The 15,751-nt window shown below is 41.7% G+C and carries 13 protein-coding genes and 1 tRNA gene; 12 read left to right on the top strand and 2 right to left on the bottom strand.

From position 1 onward, the window contains the following. Window positions 1-135: 135 nt before the first annotated feature. The 8 genes from MSBRM_RS16650 to MSBRM_RS18955 all read left to right on the top strand — a co-directional run bounded on the left by MSBRM_RS16650 (window position 136) and on the right by MSBRM_RS18955 (window position 7,639). Window positions 136-960, top strand: a complete 825-nt coding sequence (locus MSBRM_RS16650) for an energy-coupling factor transporter ATPase (protein ID WP_048122049.1) — start codon at window positions 136-138, stop codon at window positions 958-960. Further along, complete coding sequence (locus tag MSBRM_RS16645; protein ID WP_048122047.1) at window positions 936-1,784, top strand: ATP-binding cassette domain-containing protein; 849 nt, start codon at window positions 936-938, stop codon at window positions 1,782-1,784. Before MSBRM_RS16650 ends, MSBRM_RS16645 begins: the two co-directional genes overlap by 25 nt. A gap of 188 nt (window positions 1,785-1,972) precedes the next feature. Then, complete coding sequence (locus tag MSBRM_RS16640) at window positions 1,973-2,746, top strand: energy-coupling factor transporter transmembrane component T family protein (protein WP_048157162.1); 774 nt, start codon at window positions 1,973-1,975, stop codon at window positions 2,744-2,746. A gap of 101 nt (window positions 2,747-2,847) precedes the next feature. Then, window positions 2,848-3,201: an ArsR/SmtB family transcription factor gene (locus MSBRM_RS16635; protein ID WP_230668945.1), complete on the top strand. Its 354-nt coding sequence runs from the start codon at window positions 2,848-2,850 to the stop codon at window positions 3,199-3,201. Then, window positions 3,198-4,652, top strand: a complete 1,455-nt coding sequence (locus MSBRM_RS16630) for an SO_0444 family Cu/Zn efflux transporter (protein ID WP_048122043.1) — start codon at window positions 3,198-3,200, stop codon at window positions 4,650-4,652. Before MSBRM_RS16635 ends, MSBRM_RS16630 begins: the two co-directional genes overlap by 4 nt. A 79-nt stretch (window positions 4,653-4,731) precedes the next feature. Then, on the top strand, window positions 4,732-5,445 hold the full coding sequence (locus MSBRM_RS21550; protein ID WP_080941594.1) for a PspC domain-containing protein: 714 nt from the start codon (window positions 4,732-4,734) through the stop codon (window positions 5,443-5,445). A 796-nt stretch (window positions 5,446-6,241) separates the two neighbouring features. Beyond that, window positions 6,242-6,808 (top strand): 4Fe-4S binding protein, encoded by a 567-nt coding sequence (locus MSBRM_RS16620; protein ID WP_048122041.1) that lies wholly within the window; start codon window positions 6,242-6,244, stop codon window positions 6,806-6,808. A gap of 222 nt (window positions 6,809-7,030) precedes the next feature. After that, on the top strand, window positions 7,031-7,639 hold the full coding sequence (locus tag MSBRM_RS18955; protein WP_052712930.1) for a sulfite exporter TauE/SafE family protein: 609 nt from the start codon (window positions 7,031-7,033) through the stop codon (window positions 7,637-7,639). A 392-nt stretch (window positions 7,640-8,031) separates the two neighbouring features. On the opposite strand, the gene MSBRM_RS16610 is transcribed toward MSBRM_RS18955, so the two are convergent. Beyond that, a tRNA-Arg gene (locus tag MSBRM_RS16610) sits at window positions 8,032-8,106 on the bottom strand. Between the two features lie 352 nt (window positions 8,107-8,458). Between MSBRM_RS16610 and ilvE the strand changes: the two genes are divergently transcribed. From ilvE to MSBRM_RS16595, 3 genes are all read left to right on the top strand, one after another. Then, window positions 8,459-9,337 carry a branched-chain-amino-acid transaminase gene (ilvE, locus tag MSBRM_RS16605; RefSeq protein ID WP_048122039.1) on the top strand — a complete coding sequence of 293 codons (879 nt, stop codon included), beginning with the start codon at window positions 8,459-8,461 and terminating at the stop codon, window positions 9,335-9,337. A gap of 443 nt (window positions 9,338-9,780) precedes the next feature. After that, window positions 9,781-11,709, top strand: a complete 1,929-nt coding sequence (locus MSBRM_RS16600; RefSeq protein WP_048122037.1) for a molybdopterin biosynthesis protein — start codon at window positions 9,781-9,783, stop codon at window positions 11,707-11,709. Window positions 11,710-12,125: 416 nt separating this feature from the next. Beyond that, complete coding sequence (locus MSBRM_RS16595; protein WP_048122035.1) at window positions 12,126-13,220, top strand: OBG GTPase family GTP-binding protein; 1,095 nt, start codon at window positions 12,126-12,128, stop codon at window positions 13,218-13,220. A gap of 445 nt (window positions 13,221-13,665) precedes the next feature. Here the strand turns inward: MSBRM_RS16595 and MSBRM_RS16590 are convergent, their stop codons facing one another. Then, window positions 13,666-14,928: an anion transporter gene (locus MSBRM_RS16590; protein ID WP_048157159.1), complete on the bottom strand. Its 1,263-nt coding sequence runs from the start codon at window positions 14,926-14,928 to the stop codon at window positions 13,666-13,668. 171 nt (window positions 14,929-15,099) lie between these two features. Here MSBRM_RS16590 and MSBRM_RS16585 point away from each other — a divergent pair, with 171 nt between their 5' ends. Continuing rightward, complete coding sequence (locus tag MSBRM_RS16585) at window positions 15,100-15,291, top strand: hypothetical protein (protein WP_048122033.1); 192 nt, start codon at window positions 15,100-15,102, stop codon at window positions 15,289-15,291. The last annotated feature ends 460 nt before the right edge of the window (window positions 15,292-15,751 follow it).

Here is a 15,751-nt window from a genome sequence, read left to right as displayed (position 1 = left end):
ATTACTTTCTTTTAATTTTTTATAAATAAAAATAAAGGCAAAACTCAAATTTTCAATAAATATTATAATAATTTGTAATAATCTCTAATAAATCATAATGTGTTTTAAAAGATATAATGAAAATTTAGAGTAGACATGATCAAGCTTGAAAAAGTGAGTTACAGTTATCCTGATGGTACCCTTGCGCTTGAGAATATAAATCTGGTTATAAAAAAAGGGGAATTCATAGGGGTAATAGGAAAAAACGGCAGTGGAAAATCCACACTTGCCCTTCAACTAAGCGGACTCCTGAAACCACAGGCTGGCAGGGTAATGATAAGTGGAATTGACACACGTGATCCCTCAAAACTTCCGGGAATCAGGAAGCTCGTAGGTATCGTGTTCCAGAATCCTGAAACTCAATTTGTAGGTCGGACTGTCGAAGAAGATCTGGCTTTCGGCCCAGAGAATCTTTGCCTCCCCCCTGTGGAAATCCGAAAGTGTGTTGATATGGCACTTGCCGAAACCGGGCTTGAGAAGTACAGACACCGTTCTCCGAAAACCCTGAGTGGAGGACAGGGGCAGTGTGTAGCTCTGGCAGGAATTCTTGCAATGAGGCCTGAATGCCTTATCTTTGATGAGGTAACCTCCATGCTTGACCCTGGGTCCGGAATAACCATTCTAGAAACTATAAAAAAACTGCACAGGAAGGGAAAAACCATTGTATATATCACTCACAATCTCGAAGAACTTCATGACGCAGACAGAGTCATTGTCATGGAAAAAGGGAAAATAAGGCTTGAAGGCAAACCGGAAAGCATTTTTTCCGATGCTTCCCTCAAGACCCTTGGGCTTGCCCTGCCTTCCCTTATTGAGCTGGCCGAGAACCTGAAAATGCACGGAATCGTAATTCCCTGGAAAAAAACCTCTTCTCCACAGAGCTTTGCAGAGGAAATATGCCGATTATTCTTGAAAACGTAAGTTTTTCCTACTCCAGAAAGACTCCTCTCGAAACTCTCGCATTGAGAAATATCAACCTGCGGATAGAGAAAGGAGAGTTTGTGGGAATTCTGGGAGAAAAAGGTGCAGGGAAATCTACTCTCACAAAACTTTTCAACGGAATTTTGAAGCCGGAAACCGGAACCGTCCGCGTAGACGGTCTTGATCCTTCTTTAAGAGAGACGAAACGCAGGATAGGAATGGTTTTTCAGCAGGCTGCTGACCAGCTCTTTTGTAAGACCGTATATGAGGAAATAGCTTTTGGGCCCCTGAACTTTGGGTACTCGAAAAAAGAAACCGAGGAAAGGGTATATGAGGCAATTGAAGCTGTTGCTCTTGACCATAGTGAGATTTCTCGAGACCCTTTCAGCCTGAGTGGAGGAGAAATGCAAAGAGTTGCCCTTGCAAGCGCCCTTGCTCTCAGGCCGGACTATCTTATTCTGGACGAGCCAATAACAGGGCTTGACCCGGTAGGGAAAAAGGACATTCTTGATACACTTAAAAGAATTAAAGAGAAGGGTACTGCGGTTATAACTGTAACCCATAATCTTAAGGGGTTCTTCCCCTTGCTGGAAAGAATAGTGCTCATAAGGGAAGGAAGAATTATTTTTCAGGGGAGCCGGGAAAGCTACCTAGAAAAAGGATTCGAGCCTCTTCCGCCTATAGCTTCTATGATGAAAGAACTCAGAGCAAGAGGATTGCCAGTAGACACTGCAAGCTTCACAGTTGAAGATGCTCTTAAAGAAATTCTGAAATTAAAATCGACTCCTGGAACAGAAGATAATGGGAACTTAAACGGGAATTAACTAAAACTGGAATCAACTAAAACTGGAATCAACTAAAACTGGAATCAACTAAAACTGGAATCAACTAAAACTGGAATCAACTAAAACTGGAATTAACTAAAACTGGAATTAACTAAAACTGGAATTAACTAAAACTGGAAGCTCCGGAAAATTCCTGAAGGATCATTATAAGGAGAAAGTTGAAAAATATGCAGGAACCTGTCTTCAGTTACGTGCCAGGGTCTTCCATTCTCCACAGGCTTGACCCCAGGACAAAAGTTGCAGCCGTGATGTTGCTCGGAATTCTGACATTTCGGATTGATAATTTTGCAGGAATAGGGGCTCTTTTCGCTTTTTTCTTTGCCCTCGCTTTACTTTCAGGACTGCCAATGAAAGTGTTTTTTAGAGCAGTAAGACCTATGATGCTGTTTATGTTTTTTATCTTTCTTACGCAGTTATTTTTTACGGATGGAAGACTCCTTGCTTCGTACTGGATTTTGCAGCCAAGTCTGGAAGGGCTGGAAAAAGGGCTCAAACTTGCTGCCCGATTTATACTACTTTTGCTTTTTGCAGCTCTCTTGACAGCCAGTACCGACCAATCAGCAATTACCTGCGGCATAGAAAGGATGTTAAGACCTTTACCGTTGCACTGGCTGGGAATCAGCTCTTTTGAGCTTGCTACGATGATGAACATCTCTATAGCGTTTCTTCCCCTTCTGTTCGAGAAGGTAGAGCGGACAAAAGCAGCTCAGGCGGCAAGAGGAATGGATTTCGTAAAAAACCCTCTACGCTCAATTCCTGCTCTTGCAATTCCCTTGCTAAGAGGTGTAATCAGGGATGCTGAAGAATTGGCTCTTGCAATGGAGAGCAGAGGCTATCAGGGAAGCCAAAGGACCTCAATATATGAGCTTTCCATGCAGAAAAGTGACTGGAAAGCCCTTTTTATCCTTGCAATTTTTATCATCTTCGTTTTGGTTCTTTAAATACGGCATAAAGAAACATTATCAGACAGAACGAAGGTTCTGACAACTTTCTTAGGTGGCGCAGTCCTTCAAAAGATATTAATATATGAACAGCTGTTCATATGTTCATGCATGAGAAATGTGAAAGAGTGGATTCAAAACAACTGGAACAACTGTTACAAAAGGTTCCGGACCCCGAAAGTATCACGCGAATGGCTGCGGTTTTTCAGGCGCTCCAGTCCTATACTCGCCTTAAGATCCTTTTCTTACTAAATCAAAAAGAGATGTGCGTCTGTGAACTTGAACAGGCGCTTAGTGTCACTCAATCCGCAGTTTCTCATGGGCTTCGTACCCTCAGGCAACTTGACCTCGTGCGGGTCAGGAGGGAGGGAAAATTTACGATTTATTATATTGCAGACGAGCACGTCCGCACGCTGATCGAAATGTGCCTCGAACATGTGGAGGAAAAAGCATGAACTTCGAATTCCTAAATGCCCTTCTGGTTCTTTTTTCAGGGGTTCTCTTGGAATCCTGGAACATTTTCGTCGAAACGGCTCCCTATCTTATTTTCGGCCTGGGTATTGCAGGTCTTCTCACTATCCTGGTGCCTGACCAGAAGATTGTGGCCTACCTTGGAGCATCGGCAGGAAAAATTCGCTCTGTTATCAATGCCGCTCTTGCAGGTCTTCCCCTACCTCTCTGCTCCTGCGGAGTGGTTCCTGCCGCGATGTCGATCCGAAAAAGGGGAGCTAACAGGGGGGCAACCCTTTCCTTCCTTATCTCTACTCCCGAGACAGGAGTAGACTCAATAGCGGTTACTTATGCTCTTCTGGATCCCTTGATGGCAGTTTTCCGCCCACTTGCTGCTTTTGTTACCGCTATCCTTACAGGGCTTGCAGATAATTTTTTGATCGGGGAATTCCCGGAAAAGAAGAATATCACAAAACAGGAAAGTCCCGAGAAAAAAGCAGGAGTTCTTGCAGTCTCAACTTTGATTGGAGCTCCTTTACAGGAAAAAACATGTAGCTCTTCTTCATGTAGTTGCCATAAGCCAGCAGATTCCTATAACGGAAAAACTGAGTCTGTAAGCACTATAAATAAGGCTATAGAAGTAAAGCTTTCAGGAGCAAAGCCTCTGAAAGTCAATAATAAATCTGAAAATGTCCGAAAACTTACCTTGGTAAGCCCAGACTTCCATAAAGATGTCCATAAAGATGTCTCTTCTTGCGGCTGTGGGGCGTGTGGGTGCGAAGAAAATGAATCGGGAAAAGATGGGAATTATAAAGAGTCCGGAAAAGAAGGAAAAAATCAGGAACCCGAAAAAGATGGAAATAATAAAGAATCGGTAAAATCTAGATTGATTAAAGGAATAAAATATGCTTATATCGAGCTGCCAGCCGAAATTTCTAAATGGATGCTTATTGGAATCTTTTTTGCAGGAATAATTTCCTATGCAGTTCCCGATAGTCTCATTCAGAATTATCTGGGAGGAGGCTTTGGATCAATGCTGGTCATGCTCTTTGTAGGAATCCCTCTTTATATCTGCGCTACAGCTTCTACTCCTCTTGCCGCAAGTCTTGTAGCCAAGGGCATGAGTCCGGGCACCGCTTTTGTTTTTCTCCTCGCAGGTCCGGCAACCAATGTAGCAACTATAACGATGGTTGCCCGTTTCCTTGGAAAACGTTCGGCAGCTCTGTATCTGGGAATGATTTCTCTTTGCGCTCTTGGGGCAGGTTTCCTGTTGGACTGGTTTTATCTAAAACTCGGGATCAGTGCGGTAGCAACCGTGGGGACTGCAAAAGAACTGCTCCCTGAGGATCTGAAGTTGGGTTTTGCGGTTTTCCTTCTCCCCTTGATGTTATATGGAATTTTCCGCAGTGAAAAAGAATGCGGCTGCTCGGAATGTCACCAAAGTAAAAGAGACTAAAAGAAGGAAAAATGAAAATAGTGAAGAGGAGAGAAAAGGTACCAGAATAATATAAATCCTTCAAAATAGAATAGTCAATATGCAGGAAAATCCCGAATCTCAAGAAAAAAAGGTAACAAAAGGACACTTTTTTGAAGCGCCAGAGGTACCTAAAGCCAAATCTGAAGAGGAACCATGTGCGAGACATGAGGGAAAAACCGGAGAGGAAGTTAGCGGTACTGCACCACTGGAAAGAGAAGAGTCGAAAAAGAGCGAATTCAAACCTGAAGGGGAACTTGAAACTGGCTATACTGAGGAATCCTGGGCAAAGCCTGAAAGAGATATGGAAGAAAAAGAAACTCTAGGAAGCCCCACATCCGAAGAGAAAATAATCCCAAAAGAAAGTGAATTCAAGGCTTCGGGAGAACTTGAAACCGGCTATACTGAAAAATCCTGGACAAAGCCTATAGACATGGAAGGGAAAGTCATTATAGAAGCTGGGGAGAAAAAAGAAGAGGAAGCCGCTAGAGAGACTGACGAGAAACTCAGAGAAGATACCGGGGAAGAAGCTAAAGAAGAAAAGCGCACTACCTATACCATGAAAAAGCGTCTGACTAAAAGCAAGAAAGAACGTATGCTCTTCGGAGTCTGCGGCGGGTTGGGCGAATACTTTGACATTGACCCGACCTTTATAAGGCTTGCTTTCGCAGCCCTTGCTCTGCAAGGAGGAATTGGTATTGTCCTGTATATTATTCTGGCAATACTTATGCCCTCGGGGGAGGGATATAAAATGATTCCCAGTTCAGGGCAGTGATTTTCAGCGATGAAATCTTCAAAGTTTCATTTTTTAAATTTTCGTTCTCTTAACTTCCATTTTTTCAGCCTCTATACATATATATAGAAATACTGTTCTATATTACGTAAATTGAAACACAAATATTGAATCTCTTATTATGGGATACACATTGTTTAACTTCACTCTTTTCTTAACTTACCTGCATTCAGAGACTCTCAATCAGCGTTGTATGAATACAAGATCCAAAGCGTAAGTATGTGCCTTTTCTGATCAGACATTAACTTATTAATTCCTAAGTTAGTTAGTTTATAAATCCTCAGAAAACAACAGCAGTAACATATAGCTGGCGCTGAAATTTTTTAATATATATTAAAAAATTTCGATGAGTTTTTTATAAGTGGCAGGGTAAACTTTATTATTATTGAGTGGTCTCAGCATTTTGGTGCCAGATGAGGTAAGCAAGTGTTTCAATTAAACAAAATCGAGAGTAAAGGAGCTCGATGCGGTACAGACCGTTTGAAATATTCTCTCGCGGTCCTTTATTGGACTGGATGGTTTAATTTTTACCATCGCGCTTAGTCTGGAACATGAGGTGCACAGGGGCAGCATTCTGCTGACCAATCAAGCCTTGAGCAGTAATAGTGTTCCCATCTGTCCGATCACCATCCCGTTCGTAGCGGTACCATACTTTACCGAGGGAAAAATGGTCTTCCCATCACCAGTCACATCGCTATTTGCCGTTCTCTTTATGTGGCTCGGTCTTGTACTTATCCTGGGAAGAGGGTAGTGTGGCTGGATATGTTTTTTCGGATGGATGGATCAGTTTTTCTCTTCTCTATTAAAGAAATCTATTATACCTCTTGAAAACCCCCCAAAATGGGCAAAGTTGTTTCCTTATGCATTTATGTTGTTCTTGATCCTGATCAGCGCTGTCTTTCTGATACCTATTTTCTGTGCTTATATATGCCCGCTCCGGATCATCTATGATCCACCTGCCGTGACGACAACTTTCCAGTGGATCACAGCGCTGATATTCGTGACTGGTGGATTGATCTTCCTGGTGATAGGCCCACTGCTCACAAAGAAAAGGTTGTTTTGTAGCTTTATATGTCCACTTATGCCTGCCAATACTTTAATTGGGGTCATCAATCCTTTTAAGGTAAAAATCAACATAGACCTCTGCAAAAAATGTGGCTTGTGCGTGAAAAGTTGTGAGCTGTTCGCGATCACCAAAGAATCGCTTGCGAAGGGAAAAACGATAATTGAGTGCGCCGAGTGTGGAAAATGTATGGACAAATGTCCTGCAGGTGCGATTGATTACAAGCTGATGTTTACTGACCAGAACATAAGATTTTTTTATTCCGCTGGCAATTATCTTTAACCTGGTCATTGTATCGAGCTTCATATGGATGATTGTACACTACCTGATGACTGGTGAGATAGGGAGTTTCTGATAATTGCATTTACTTGTTGACTGGCAATAATGGAAGCTTCTGAAATGACTCTTGACAAAAAAATATCAGGATATAGGTAATGTATCTGTACATGTTTCTCATTGTGATCATTGGCTTTTCTTTGTTAGCAAAGTCATGAGCGGTGGCTGATGATCATAGAGACTATTTCTCAGGGCATGCTACTAGGGCTGTCCACGGGCATTTTCTGTCTGGTCACCTGCGTCCCTGTATATGTGCCTTTTGTCCTATCGGAAGATCGAAAGCTGCGGCGGAATATACTAGCTATTGGAGAGATTGCAATGGGTAGGTTAATTGCCTACCTGTTTTTTGGCCTGATCCTGGGAATTCTCGGCAAGCAGATAGACGGTCCATGGCTCAACAGAGCTATCGGGACTGCTATGATTCTGCTGTCCGTCCTGATGCTAGCCTTCGTGGTGGTAAAAAAATGGCTTCAATTCGGGTTGTGCAAGCTGAGTAAAAAATACGTGAATTATCCTGCTTTCTTTGGCTTCCTGACAGGAATCAATGTATGTCCCCCATTCCTTCTGGCAATGTCCGCAGCTCTGTCTTATGCAAGTATTGCAGGCAGCATATTTCTATTTGGGGGATTTTTTGTTGGAACCTCGTTTTATCTCATATTGCTGGTGCCGCTGGATCTCGCAGCTAAAGTGGAAAGTATCAGGCAGATCGGGCTGATTACAGCAGTAATGTCAGGAGTCATGTTTCTCGCACTGGGACTGGGGTACCTGCTATTGTGAAGTCCGATTCGGTTTAGTGTCTTTTTGAGTTTCCGATTTTACAGAATTTTTGGTGTATTTCTCTATTTATGTCTCCTACAATTTTGATCCTACAATTTTGATATGAGATTCCCAAAACCAAAAGTTGCGCTTACTCCGGTAAAACTGCAGCTTGTGTTAAGACTTCTTACTGCAAAGAAGGCCTAAAAACAGAGAGGGCAGTTTGAAAGTATAAAAGCTCTACAAAAATGGTCAAAAAACAGAAATGGGCAGGTCGAAAGTATAAAGCTCTAAAGAAAAAGGGTACATGTCAGAAAGAATGAAAGTGAAAATCGCTTGTGCAGGTTGATTTGAAGTAAGTAGAGAATCTAAAAACAGTTTTTAAGGCTAGTTAGAAAAGATAAAGAATTAAGCGGGCTCGAAGGGATTTGAACCCTCGACGTCTGGGTTAGAAGCCCAGCGCTATATCCTGGCTAAGCCACGAGCCCTGTTTGCTTTCCTTAGTACGGAATACGAAATAAGCGTTTTAACATAAAAGCTTTTTGTATGGATACATTAATTGGGACTGTAAATATCTTAAATTATTTATATAGAATCGGAATTGTAATATATATTTAGTATATAGTGACTTATTCGGCATTTTACTTAGGAATTTGCCAGTATGGAAACTTCCCTGAGGCTTTGAATTTTTAAAACCCCGCGCAGAGCTTACATACTGTCAATGAGTGAAATAAAGTAAATTGTTTATAGGGTTTGCATATTACAATCATATTTAATTGACATTATCCAGAAAATAAGTGAACTCTATAAAGTAGTAAGATTGCAGAGGATTGTTCGCAAATGAGTGAGTTATTAATCTACTTGGATGGGAAGTTTGTTCCCAAATCCGAAGCCAAAGTTTCGGTCTACGACCATGGTTTCCTCTACGGCGACGGTGTTTTTGAAGGCATAAGGGCATACAACGGCCGCGTTTTTAAGTTAAAAGAGCATGTTGACAGGCTTTATGACTCGGCAAAGGCAATTGCAATGGATATCCCCCTTACAAAGGAAGAAATGAGTGAAGCAATACTTGAAACCCTCAGGAAAAATAACCTTAAAGATGCTTACATCCGTCCTGTTGTTTCGAGGGGAGCTGGAGATCTCGGGCTTGATCCTCGCAGTTGTGAGAAACCTTGCGTGGTTGTCATAGCTCAGGGTTGGGGAGCCATGTACGGTGACCTGTATGAAGTCGGGCTCAAAGCCGTCAGTGTCTGTGTCCGAAGAAATGCACCTGATTCCATATCTCCTAATATCAAGTCCCTGAACTATCTGAACAATATCCTGGCAAAGATTGAAGCCAACGAGAAAGGAGGAGACGAAGCTGTCTTCCTGGATCATAATGGTTTTGTCTGTGAGGGTTCAGGAGATAATATCTTCATAATCAAAAATAACAAGGTTTTTACTCCCTTTACGATCAACAACTTAAAAGGGATTACCAGAGCTACAGCCATCGAACTTTTGGATGAGATGGGATACAAAGTTATCGAAACAAATCTCGGTCTATTTGACCTTTACACAGCCGATGAAGTTTTTGTCACAGGTACTGCAGCTGAAGCTGCCCCTATAACCAGACTTGACGGTAGAGTTATAGGCACAGGCAAACCCGGGCCTATGACACTAAAAATGGCTGAAGCTTTTGAGAAAATAACCCAGAGTACGGGTACACCAATTTATAAATAAAAGGGCAGCCCTGAAAAATGAAAGAAACATAAAGGGCAATAAAATCAAGCGGGACTTTTCCCGCCACGATTTTTTTAGATAATTTTCTGAAGCAGCTTTTGTCTGAGCCTCTTTTTAAGTCCCTACTTAAGCTGTTCTTAAGTCCCTTTTGAAGTCTCTTTTAAGTTCGTGTTTACTTATATTCTAAGTCCTTTGACTTTCTACTTAGTTTCTACTTGGACTAATTTTGAATTTTTATTTAATCTGTTACCTGGACTAATTTTGAGTTTCTTTTTAAACTTCGATTTGAGCAGCTCTTAACTAACTTGCCTTCCCGATTTTTCGAGGAGGAAAAAGTAAGATAAAACAATAAAACATCGGGATAAAACAGTCTAAAACATGCCCGGAAATGCTATTAAACTAGAACACTTATCTGAAGACCTGTAAATTAGGGTTGAATTTCTATGAAACGCAAAGAATTTCGGGAACTTATCTCTGTAGAGAAGGCACGGGAAATAATAAACAGCCTGCAAGTTTTTCCCAGGCAGGAACGCTTAGCCCTTGAAAACGCTTACGGTAAAATCCTTGCAGAGGATATTGTTACCGAAATTAATGTCCCTCCTTTCCCAAGAGCTATAATGGATGGTTATGCAGTCAGGGCAGAGGATACGTATGCGTGCAGCGAAACCGGGCCTGTAAAACTCAAACTCCTGGGAAGCGTCCAGGCCGGTTCGAATGAAAAATTCAAGGTTTCAGCGGGGGAATCCGTGGAAATATCTACAGGAGCACCGATTCCTGAAGGAGCTAACGCTGTGGTCATGGTCGAATATAGTTCTGAAGGAGACAGAACCGTATCGATTTACAGTCCTGTAACTGTGGGGGAAAATATCATGAAAGCCGGTTCGGACATCCGGAAGGGAGAGCGTGTGCTCAGGGCAGGAAGAAAGCTCGGGATCAGAGAAATCGGAGTACTAGCTTCTGTTGGAAAAAAGGATGTGCCTGTCCTTAAACTACAGGTCGGGATAATCTCAACAGGAGACGAACTTGTGCATCCCGGAGAAAAACTTACTCCCGGAAAGATATACGATGCAAACTCTTACACTTTATATGCCGGTATAAATGAATGTGGAGCTTTCCCTCTGCTTTACGGGATTGTAGAAGATAACGAGGCAGCTATGAAAGAGGCACTTGAAACTGCGGTTTCGGAGTGTGACCTGATTCTGACTTCTGGCAGCACGTCATCAGGATCCGGAGACGTGATGTACAGGCTCATAGATGAAATCGGAGAAACCCTTGCCCATGGCATAAGTGTAAAACCTGGAAAACCTGTGGTCATTGGAATAATACAAGGTGTCCCCATAATAGGGCTGCCCGGAAACCCTACATCTGCATTAATGATTTTTAACGAATTCGTAGCTCCCCTTCTTAGAAAAGCCCTTGGAGAAGATAAAGTGCTTAAAAAAACGGAAAAAGGAATTATGGGCACAGTTTTCCGTTCCGAAGGAAGACAGCAATTTCTCCCAGTAGGCCTGATCCGGGGAAGGGTTTATCCTGCAGACAAAGGCTCAGGCGCCATAACCTCTCTTTCCGGGGCAGATGGCTTTATTGAAATTTCATCCAGTACAGAGTTTATTGAAGCGGGAACTCCCGTAGAAGTGACTCTTTTCGGGAAGGTTGAAAAACCTGACCTTCTGATAGCAGGCGGTTTCTGTCCTGGCTTTGACTTGCTTGAAGATCTTAGTGGACTTCGTTTCAGGACCCTTTACACAAGTTCAAGCGGAGGCTTCAGCGCAATTGCCGCAAATACAGCAGATATTGTAGGCGTGAATATGCCATCACAAGACCCCAGAGGTTCGGATGGAATCCTGTATAACGTCCCTACAATCGAGAATATGGGACTTTCAGGCATTGCTCTTGTTAAAGGGTACAGGCGGGAAGTAGGGCTTCTTGTCAGGCAGGATAGCCCGGTTTCCGGGCTTTCGGATCTTCCGGGAAAACAACTGATTAACCGGAACCGGGGTTCAGGCACAAGAGCTCTATTAGACCTGAAAATTACAGAATTTGTAGCTGGAAAGGAAATTAGTAAAAAAGAATTTACAGATTCGATTCCTGGTTATACATCCGGAGCAAAATCGGAGGTAGCTGTCTGTGAGGCAGTTGTCTCCGGAAAGGCTGAGGTAGGTGTAGGAATAAGAAACTGTACCAAAAAGAACGGTCTCCAATTTGTAAAATTTGCAGAAGAAGAATACGATTTCCTTATAAAGAAGGAAATTCTGGAAACTCTCGAAGTCCGCAAGTTTCTGGAAATTCTTAATTCCCCTGAATTTGCTTCAAAGCTTCCCGACGGGCTTCATGTGTATGAGAGAACAGGAGAAATAATTTTCTTTGAATAAAATATAATCTTAACTATAGAAGAGATTGTCTCTTTGAGACAGAACTTTTGAATAAGAGAGGTAGTCTCTTTGAGACAGAACCTTTCTTAAATAATGGGCAGGCTCTTGAACAGGCTTCTGGTGAATAAACTTTCGCCGGAAGTAATTTTCAATAGGCTTGGGAGTCGTTTTCAATAAGCTTTAAGTATTATTATAATTATTATGAAATATAAATGTTCTGAGTAGCCCTATTATTCAGAACCACTAAATAAAACCATTCCATAGGTATATATATTGCATTCAACTATTCAGGATAAAATATCCAGATACGGATCTCTTTTGGATCAAAAAGGGTTTGTAGAAACCGCTTGGACACGGTTTCTTTTTCTAATTAATATGAAAATCATTTCTTTAGTCCCTAAATTGGCAGGTTCCAGATGAGCAGCATACAGGAGCAAATACAGGAAATCGAAGACGAAATTCGAAAGACCCAGTACAATAAAGCAACTTCCCATCACATAGGCCGCCTTAAAGCCAAAATCGCTCGCCTGCGAGATGAGATCGAGAAAAGAGCCTCGGCAAGAGGAGGGGGGGAAGGGTACTCGGTCAGAAAATCAGGAGATGGAACTGTAACACTTGTAGGTTTTCCATCAGTAGGAAAATCTACGCTTCTGAACAAGATCACGGGTGCCAATTCTGCAGTGGGTGCATATGAGTTTACTACCCTTACAGTTGTGCCAGGAGTGCTGGAACATAAAGGGGCAACAATTCAGTTCCTTGATGTCCCAGGGCTTGTAAAAGGCGCTTCTTCAGGACGTGGGCGTGGAAGGGAAGTCATATCAGTTATCAGGAATTCTGATATGGTTATATTTTTGCTTGATGTCTTCCAGCCAAAGCATTACGAAGTGCTTATGGACGAACTTTACCAGGCTGGAATTCGCATAGATCAGGAGCCCCCTGATGTAGTAATCAAGAAAAAAGAAAGGGGCGGGATAGAGATCAACTCAACCGTTGACCTTGACCTGGATGAGGAAACTATCAAGGCTGTGCTGGATGAGTATAAGATCCACAACGCAAGTGTACTTATAAGAGATAACATAACAGTTGACCAGCTTATTGACGTTGTCCTGAACAATCGTAGTTATGTCAGGTCTCTAATAGCTGTTAACAAGGTTGACCTTGCCTATCCCCAGTTGATCGAAGAATGCAGAAAGCTATACCCTAACGCGATCTTTATTTCAGCTCATGAAGGCATAAATATCGAGACTCTCAAAGACGCTATTTACGACAGGTTGGGTTTCATTCGAGTCTACTTAAAACCACAGGGCCAGCCTGCAGATATGGAGGATCCCCTGATAGTTATGAGCGGGACCAATATAGGCCAGATTTGCGATCGCCTGCACAGGGATTTCCGCAGGAAGTTCCGCTATGCCCAGGTCTGGGGTGCCTCTGCAAAACATCCAGGACAGAGAGTAGGCATCGAGCATAGAATGCAGGATGAGGATATTCTTACAATTATCATTCAGAAGTAAACATTCAAAAGTAAAAGAAGTAAGCGTTTAAAAGTAAAAGAAGTAAACATTCTGAAGTAAAAGAAGTAAACATTCTGAAGTAAAAAAAGTTAAACATCCAGAAGTAAGAAGTAACAGAAAAACAAAGAGAAAAACGGAGACGTGAATAAGAAATATTCGATTCTTTCGCATCCCGCAATTTTTTGAGTTTATATGCTCTCAAAGGCCTGTATTTTTTTGAGTTTATACGCTTTCAAAGGTCTGTACTGTTTTGTAAGTGTTTGAAAAAACACTTTTCTTCCGGTTATTTTCGGTTCTTCCGGTTATTTTCGGTTCTTCCGGTTATTTTCGGAATCTATACCTTTTCTGGCTTCAATTTTTTCCTCAAACTCGGCAGCACATTCAGGCGGGCTTTTCCTGGGTATACCTCTAAAATTTATTCTAAGAAATTTATGGGTTTTAAAAGTTAAAGAAAGATTAAGTAAGTAATAGCATCCAAAATAGTAATTAAAACTCCAATTTTGGAAAATTCGGTAAATGACGGAGTTTTTCCTTCTTTTTCCGCGTTTTGGATAATTATAACGTTGCTTGCAGCTCCCAGGATCAATAGGTTTCCTGCAATTGTACTTCCCGCAGCAAGTGCCATCAGCTGCCCTTGAGAAACTGTACTACCCATGGCAGGCAGATAGAGTGCAACAAAGGGAACGTTCGAAATGAGTTGACTGAGTCCAATGCTGAGCGCGAGGATCATTGATACCGAGCCTAACTGAGGAGACATCCTGGCAAGCAATTCCTGGCATGTTCCGGAAATCCATACGCTTTTCATTAGCACAAACATTGAAACAAAGAAAACAAGGGTTGACCAGTCAATATTTTTCAGGACCTCAACGCGTTTTCTACTGAGCAGGACGGGCGACGCGGAGATAAGAGCAATCCAGCTCAAATCAAAGTTCCAAGCAGGGGAAAATTCAACTAGGAAAATCTTACAGGCTATGAGAACCAACAAAAGCAAAAGAGCAATTTTTGAAGCACTGACAAGTTCAGGGTCAGTAATGACTTCTTCGGATTGAGTAAGGGTTGATTTTCCAAATTCCTCCCGAAAAAAGAGTTTTAACACTGCGTACGCAATTAAAAGACATATAAGGGTTGGCAGAGCGAGTGAACGCAAAAATATTACAAACGGGGAATCCAGATTCCCACTAATTGCTATGAGGAGGTTCTGCGGGTTTCCAATAGGGCTCATAACGCTTCCTGTAGTTACCCCAAATGCCAAAGAAAAGAGCATGAGTTTTGGAGATATATTGTACTTTCTGGAAAAACCCAGAACAAGTGGAGTACCCATGATAGCCAGAGTATCATTCATGAGAATTGCGGAAAGAATCCCTGTAGAAAACAGCACAAGTAAGACAAGTTGATCCGTATTCTTTGCCCTGGAAACTATCCGATTTCCGAGACAGGCAAGATACCCACTCATGTTAAGTGCTTCCCCTATGCAAAAAGCCCCGAAAAGGAAGATGAGCACATCCATATTAATCGCTTCAAGAGCTTCTTGGGGAGAAATCTCACCGAATAACAGTACAAGTATCGCTCCAAAGGTCATGATTTGCCAGATCTGCAGTCTTAAAGATCCTAGCTGCCTGAGAGCGGTAAGTACAAAGACACCCAGAAGAATAAGCACGGAAATGTCAGGTAAAGGTACAGGAGAAGACAGTATAAACTCTGCTGGCATAGGACACACGAACTTGGTACTATATATTTAGGATGTGATCCCAGCTTAAGTATAAAACTCCTGCGCTCATGGGGAGATTTTCTCCAAAAAGGCAATTTTCTCCAAAAAGGCGGTTTTCAAGGACATAAAAAGCACAAAATGTTTAAATGTAAATTGATAGACTTTTAAAATATGACGATCTTTTTTCCTTTTTCCGCAACTATCCGTCAGGAAAATGGTTTCTATATATCAATCTGCTCTGAAGCTGATATAATTTGCAAGGGAATTACTATTGAAGAAGTTATTGAAAACCTGAAAAAAGAAGTGGAAAAATTCCTTGGTGAAGAGCTATCCTCGGGATTTTCGAAAATTATATTTTACTGAATTTGAAATTTTGAAGAGCTATCCTCGGGATTTTCGAAAATTATATTTTACTGAATTTGAAATTTATAGGTTTCTTCCGGAAATATATATTCTTATGATTTGAAATTTAGGGCAGTTATCACTGATTTTCATCAAAAGCCAGAAACTTTGTAACAGAATAGACAGGATCCTGGCAAAGAGGTCCCTAGTTTTACCGACATCGTGAAACACGCGGTAAAAGGATTTTAACAGAATTAGAAGAAAAATAAGAGCAGGAAAAATAAGGAAACATACATTAAAAGGAGGGTAAGGAAAAGCCCGAAAACTTATATTCCTTTTACCGTAGCCCCCGTTACGGTTGATCTGAAAATACGCTCCCCCAAGCATATTATTCAGAACAGGATCTAAAGCTTCCGGGCAATTCTTTCTTACTGTTCATACCCGTTACTCACTCTTTCTGTTATCTCTAGTGTACAACATA

The sequence above is a fragment of the Methanosarcina barkeri MS genome (assembly GCF_000970025.1).
In the GTDB taxonomy this organism is placed as follows: domain Archaea; phylum Halobacteriota; class Methanosarcinia; order Methanosarcinales; family Methanosarcinaceae; genus Methanosarcina; species Methanosarcina barkeri.
Note: the sequence above shows the minus strand (reverse complement) of the source record. Positions and strands in the feature narration are given on the sequence as shown.

Excerpts from the sequence above, each read along its gene's own strand:
- MSBRM_RS16650 (WP_048122049.1), top strand. The coding sequence starts at position 136 with ATGATCAAGCTTGAAAAAGTGAGTTACAGTTATCCTGATGGTACCCTT.
- MSBRM_RS16645 (WP_048122047.1), top strand. The coding sequence starts at position 936 with ATGCCGATTATTCTTGAAAACGTAAGTTTTTCCTACTCCAGAAAGACT.
- MSBRM_RS16640 (WP_048157162.1), top strand. The coding sequence starts at position 1,973 with ATGCAGGAACCTGTCTTCAGTTACGTGCCAGGGTCTTCCATTCTCCAC.
- MSBRM_RS16635 (WP_230668945.1), top strand. The coding sequence starts at position 2,848 with ATGTTCATGCATGAGAAATGTGAAAGAGTGGATTCAAAACAACTGGAA.
- MSBRM_RS16630 (WP_048122043.1), top strand. The coding sequence starts at position 3,198 with ATGAACTTCGAATTCCTAAATGCCCTTCTGGTTCTTTTTTCAGGGGTT.
- MSBRM_RS21550 (WP_080941594.1), top strand. The coding sequence starts at position 4,732 with ATGCAGGAAAATCCCGAATCTCAAGAAAAAAAGGTAACAAAAGGACAC.
- MSBRM_RS16620 (WP_048122041.1), top strand. The coding sequence starts at position 6,242 with ATGGATCAGTTTTTCTCTTCTCTATTAAAGAAATCTATTATACCTCTT.
- MSBRM_RS18955 (WP_052712930.1), top strand. The coding sequence starts at position 7,031 with ATGATCATAGAGACTATTTCTCAGGGCATGCTACTAGGGCTGTCCACG.
- ilvE (WP_048122039.1), top strand. The coding sequence starts at position 8,459 with ATGAGTGAGTTATTAATCTACTTGGATGGGAAGTTTGTTCCCAAATCC.
- MSBRM_RS16600 (WP_048122037.1), top strand. The coding sequence starts at position 9,781 with ATGAAACGCAAAGAATTTCGGGAACTTATCTCTGTAGAGAAGGCACGG.
- MSBRM_RS16595 (WP_048122035.1), top strand. The coding sequence starts at position 12,126 with ATGAGCAGCATACAGGAGCAAATACAGGAAATCGAAGACGAAATTCGA.
- MSBRM_RS16590 (WP_048157159.1), bottom strand. The coding sequence starts at position 14,928 with ATGCCAGCAGAGTTTATACTGTCTTCTCCTGTACCTTTACCTGACATT.
- MSBRM_RS16585 (WP_048122033.1), top strand. The coding sequence starts at position 15,100 with ATGACGATCTTTTTTCCTTTTTCCGCAACTATCCGTCAGGAAAATGGT.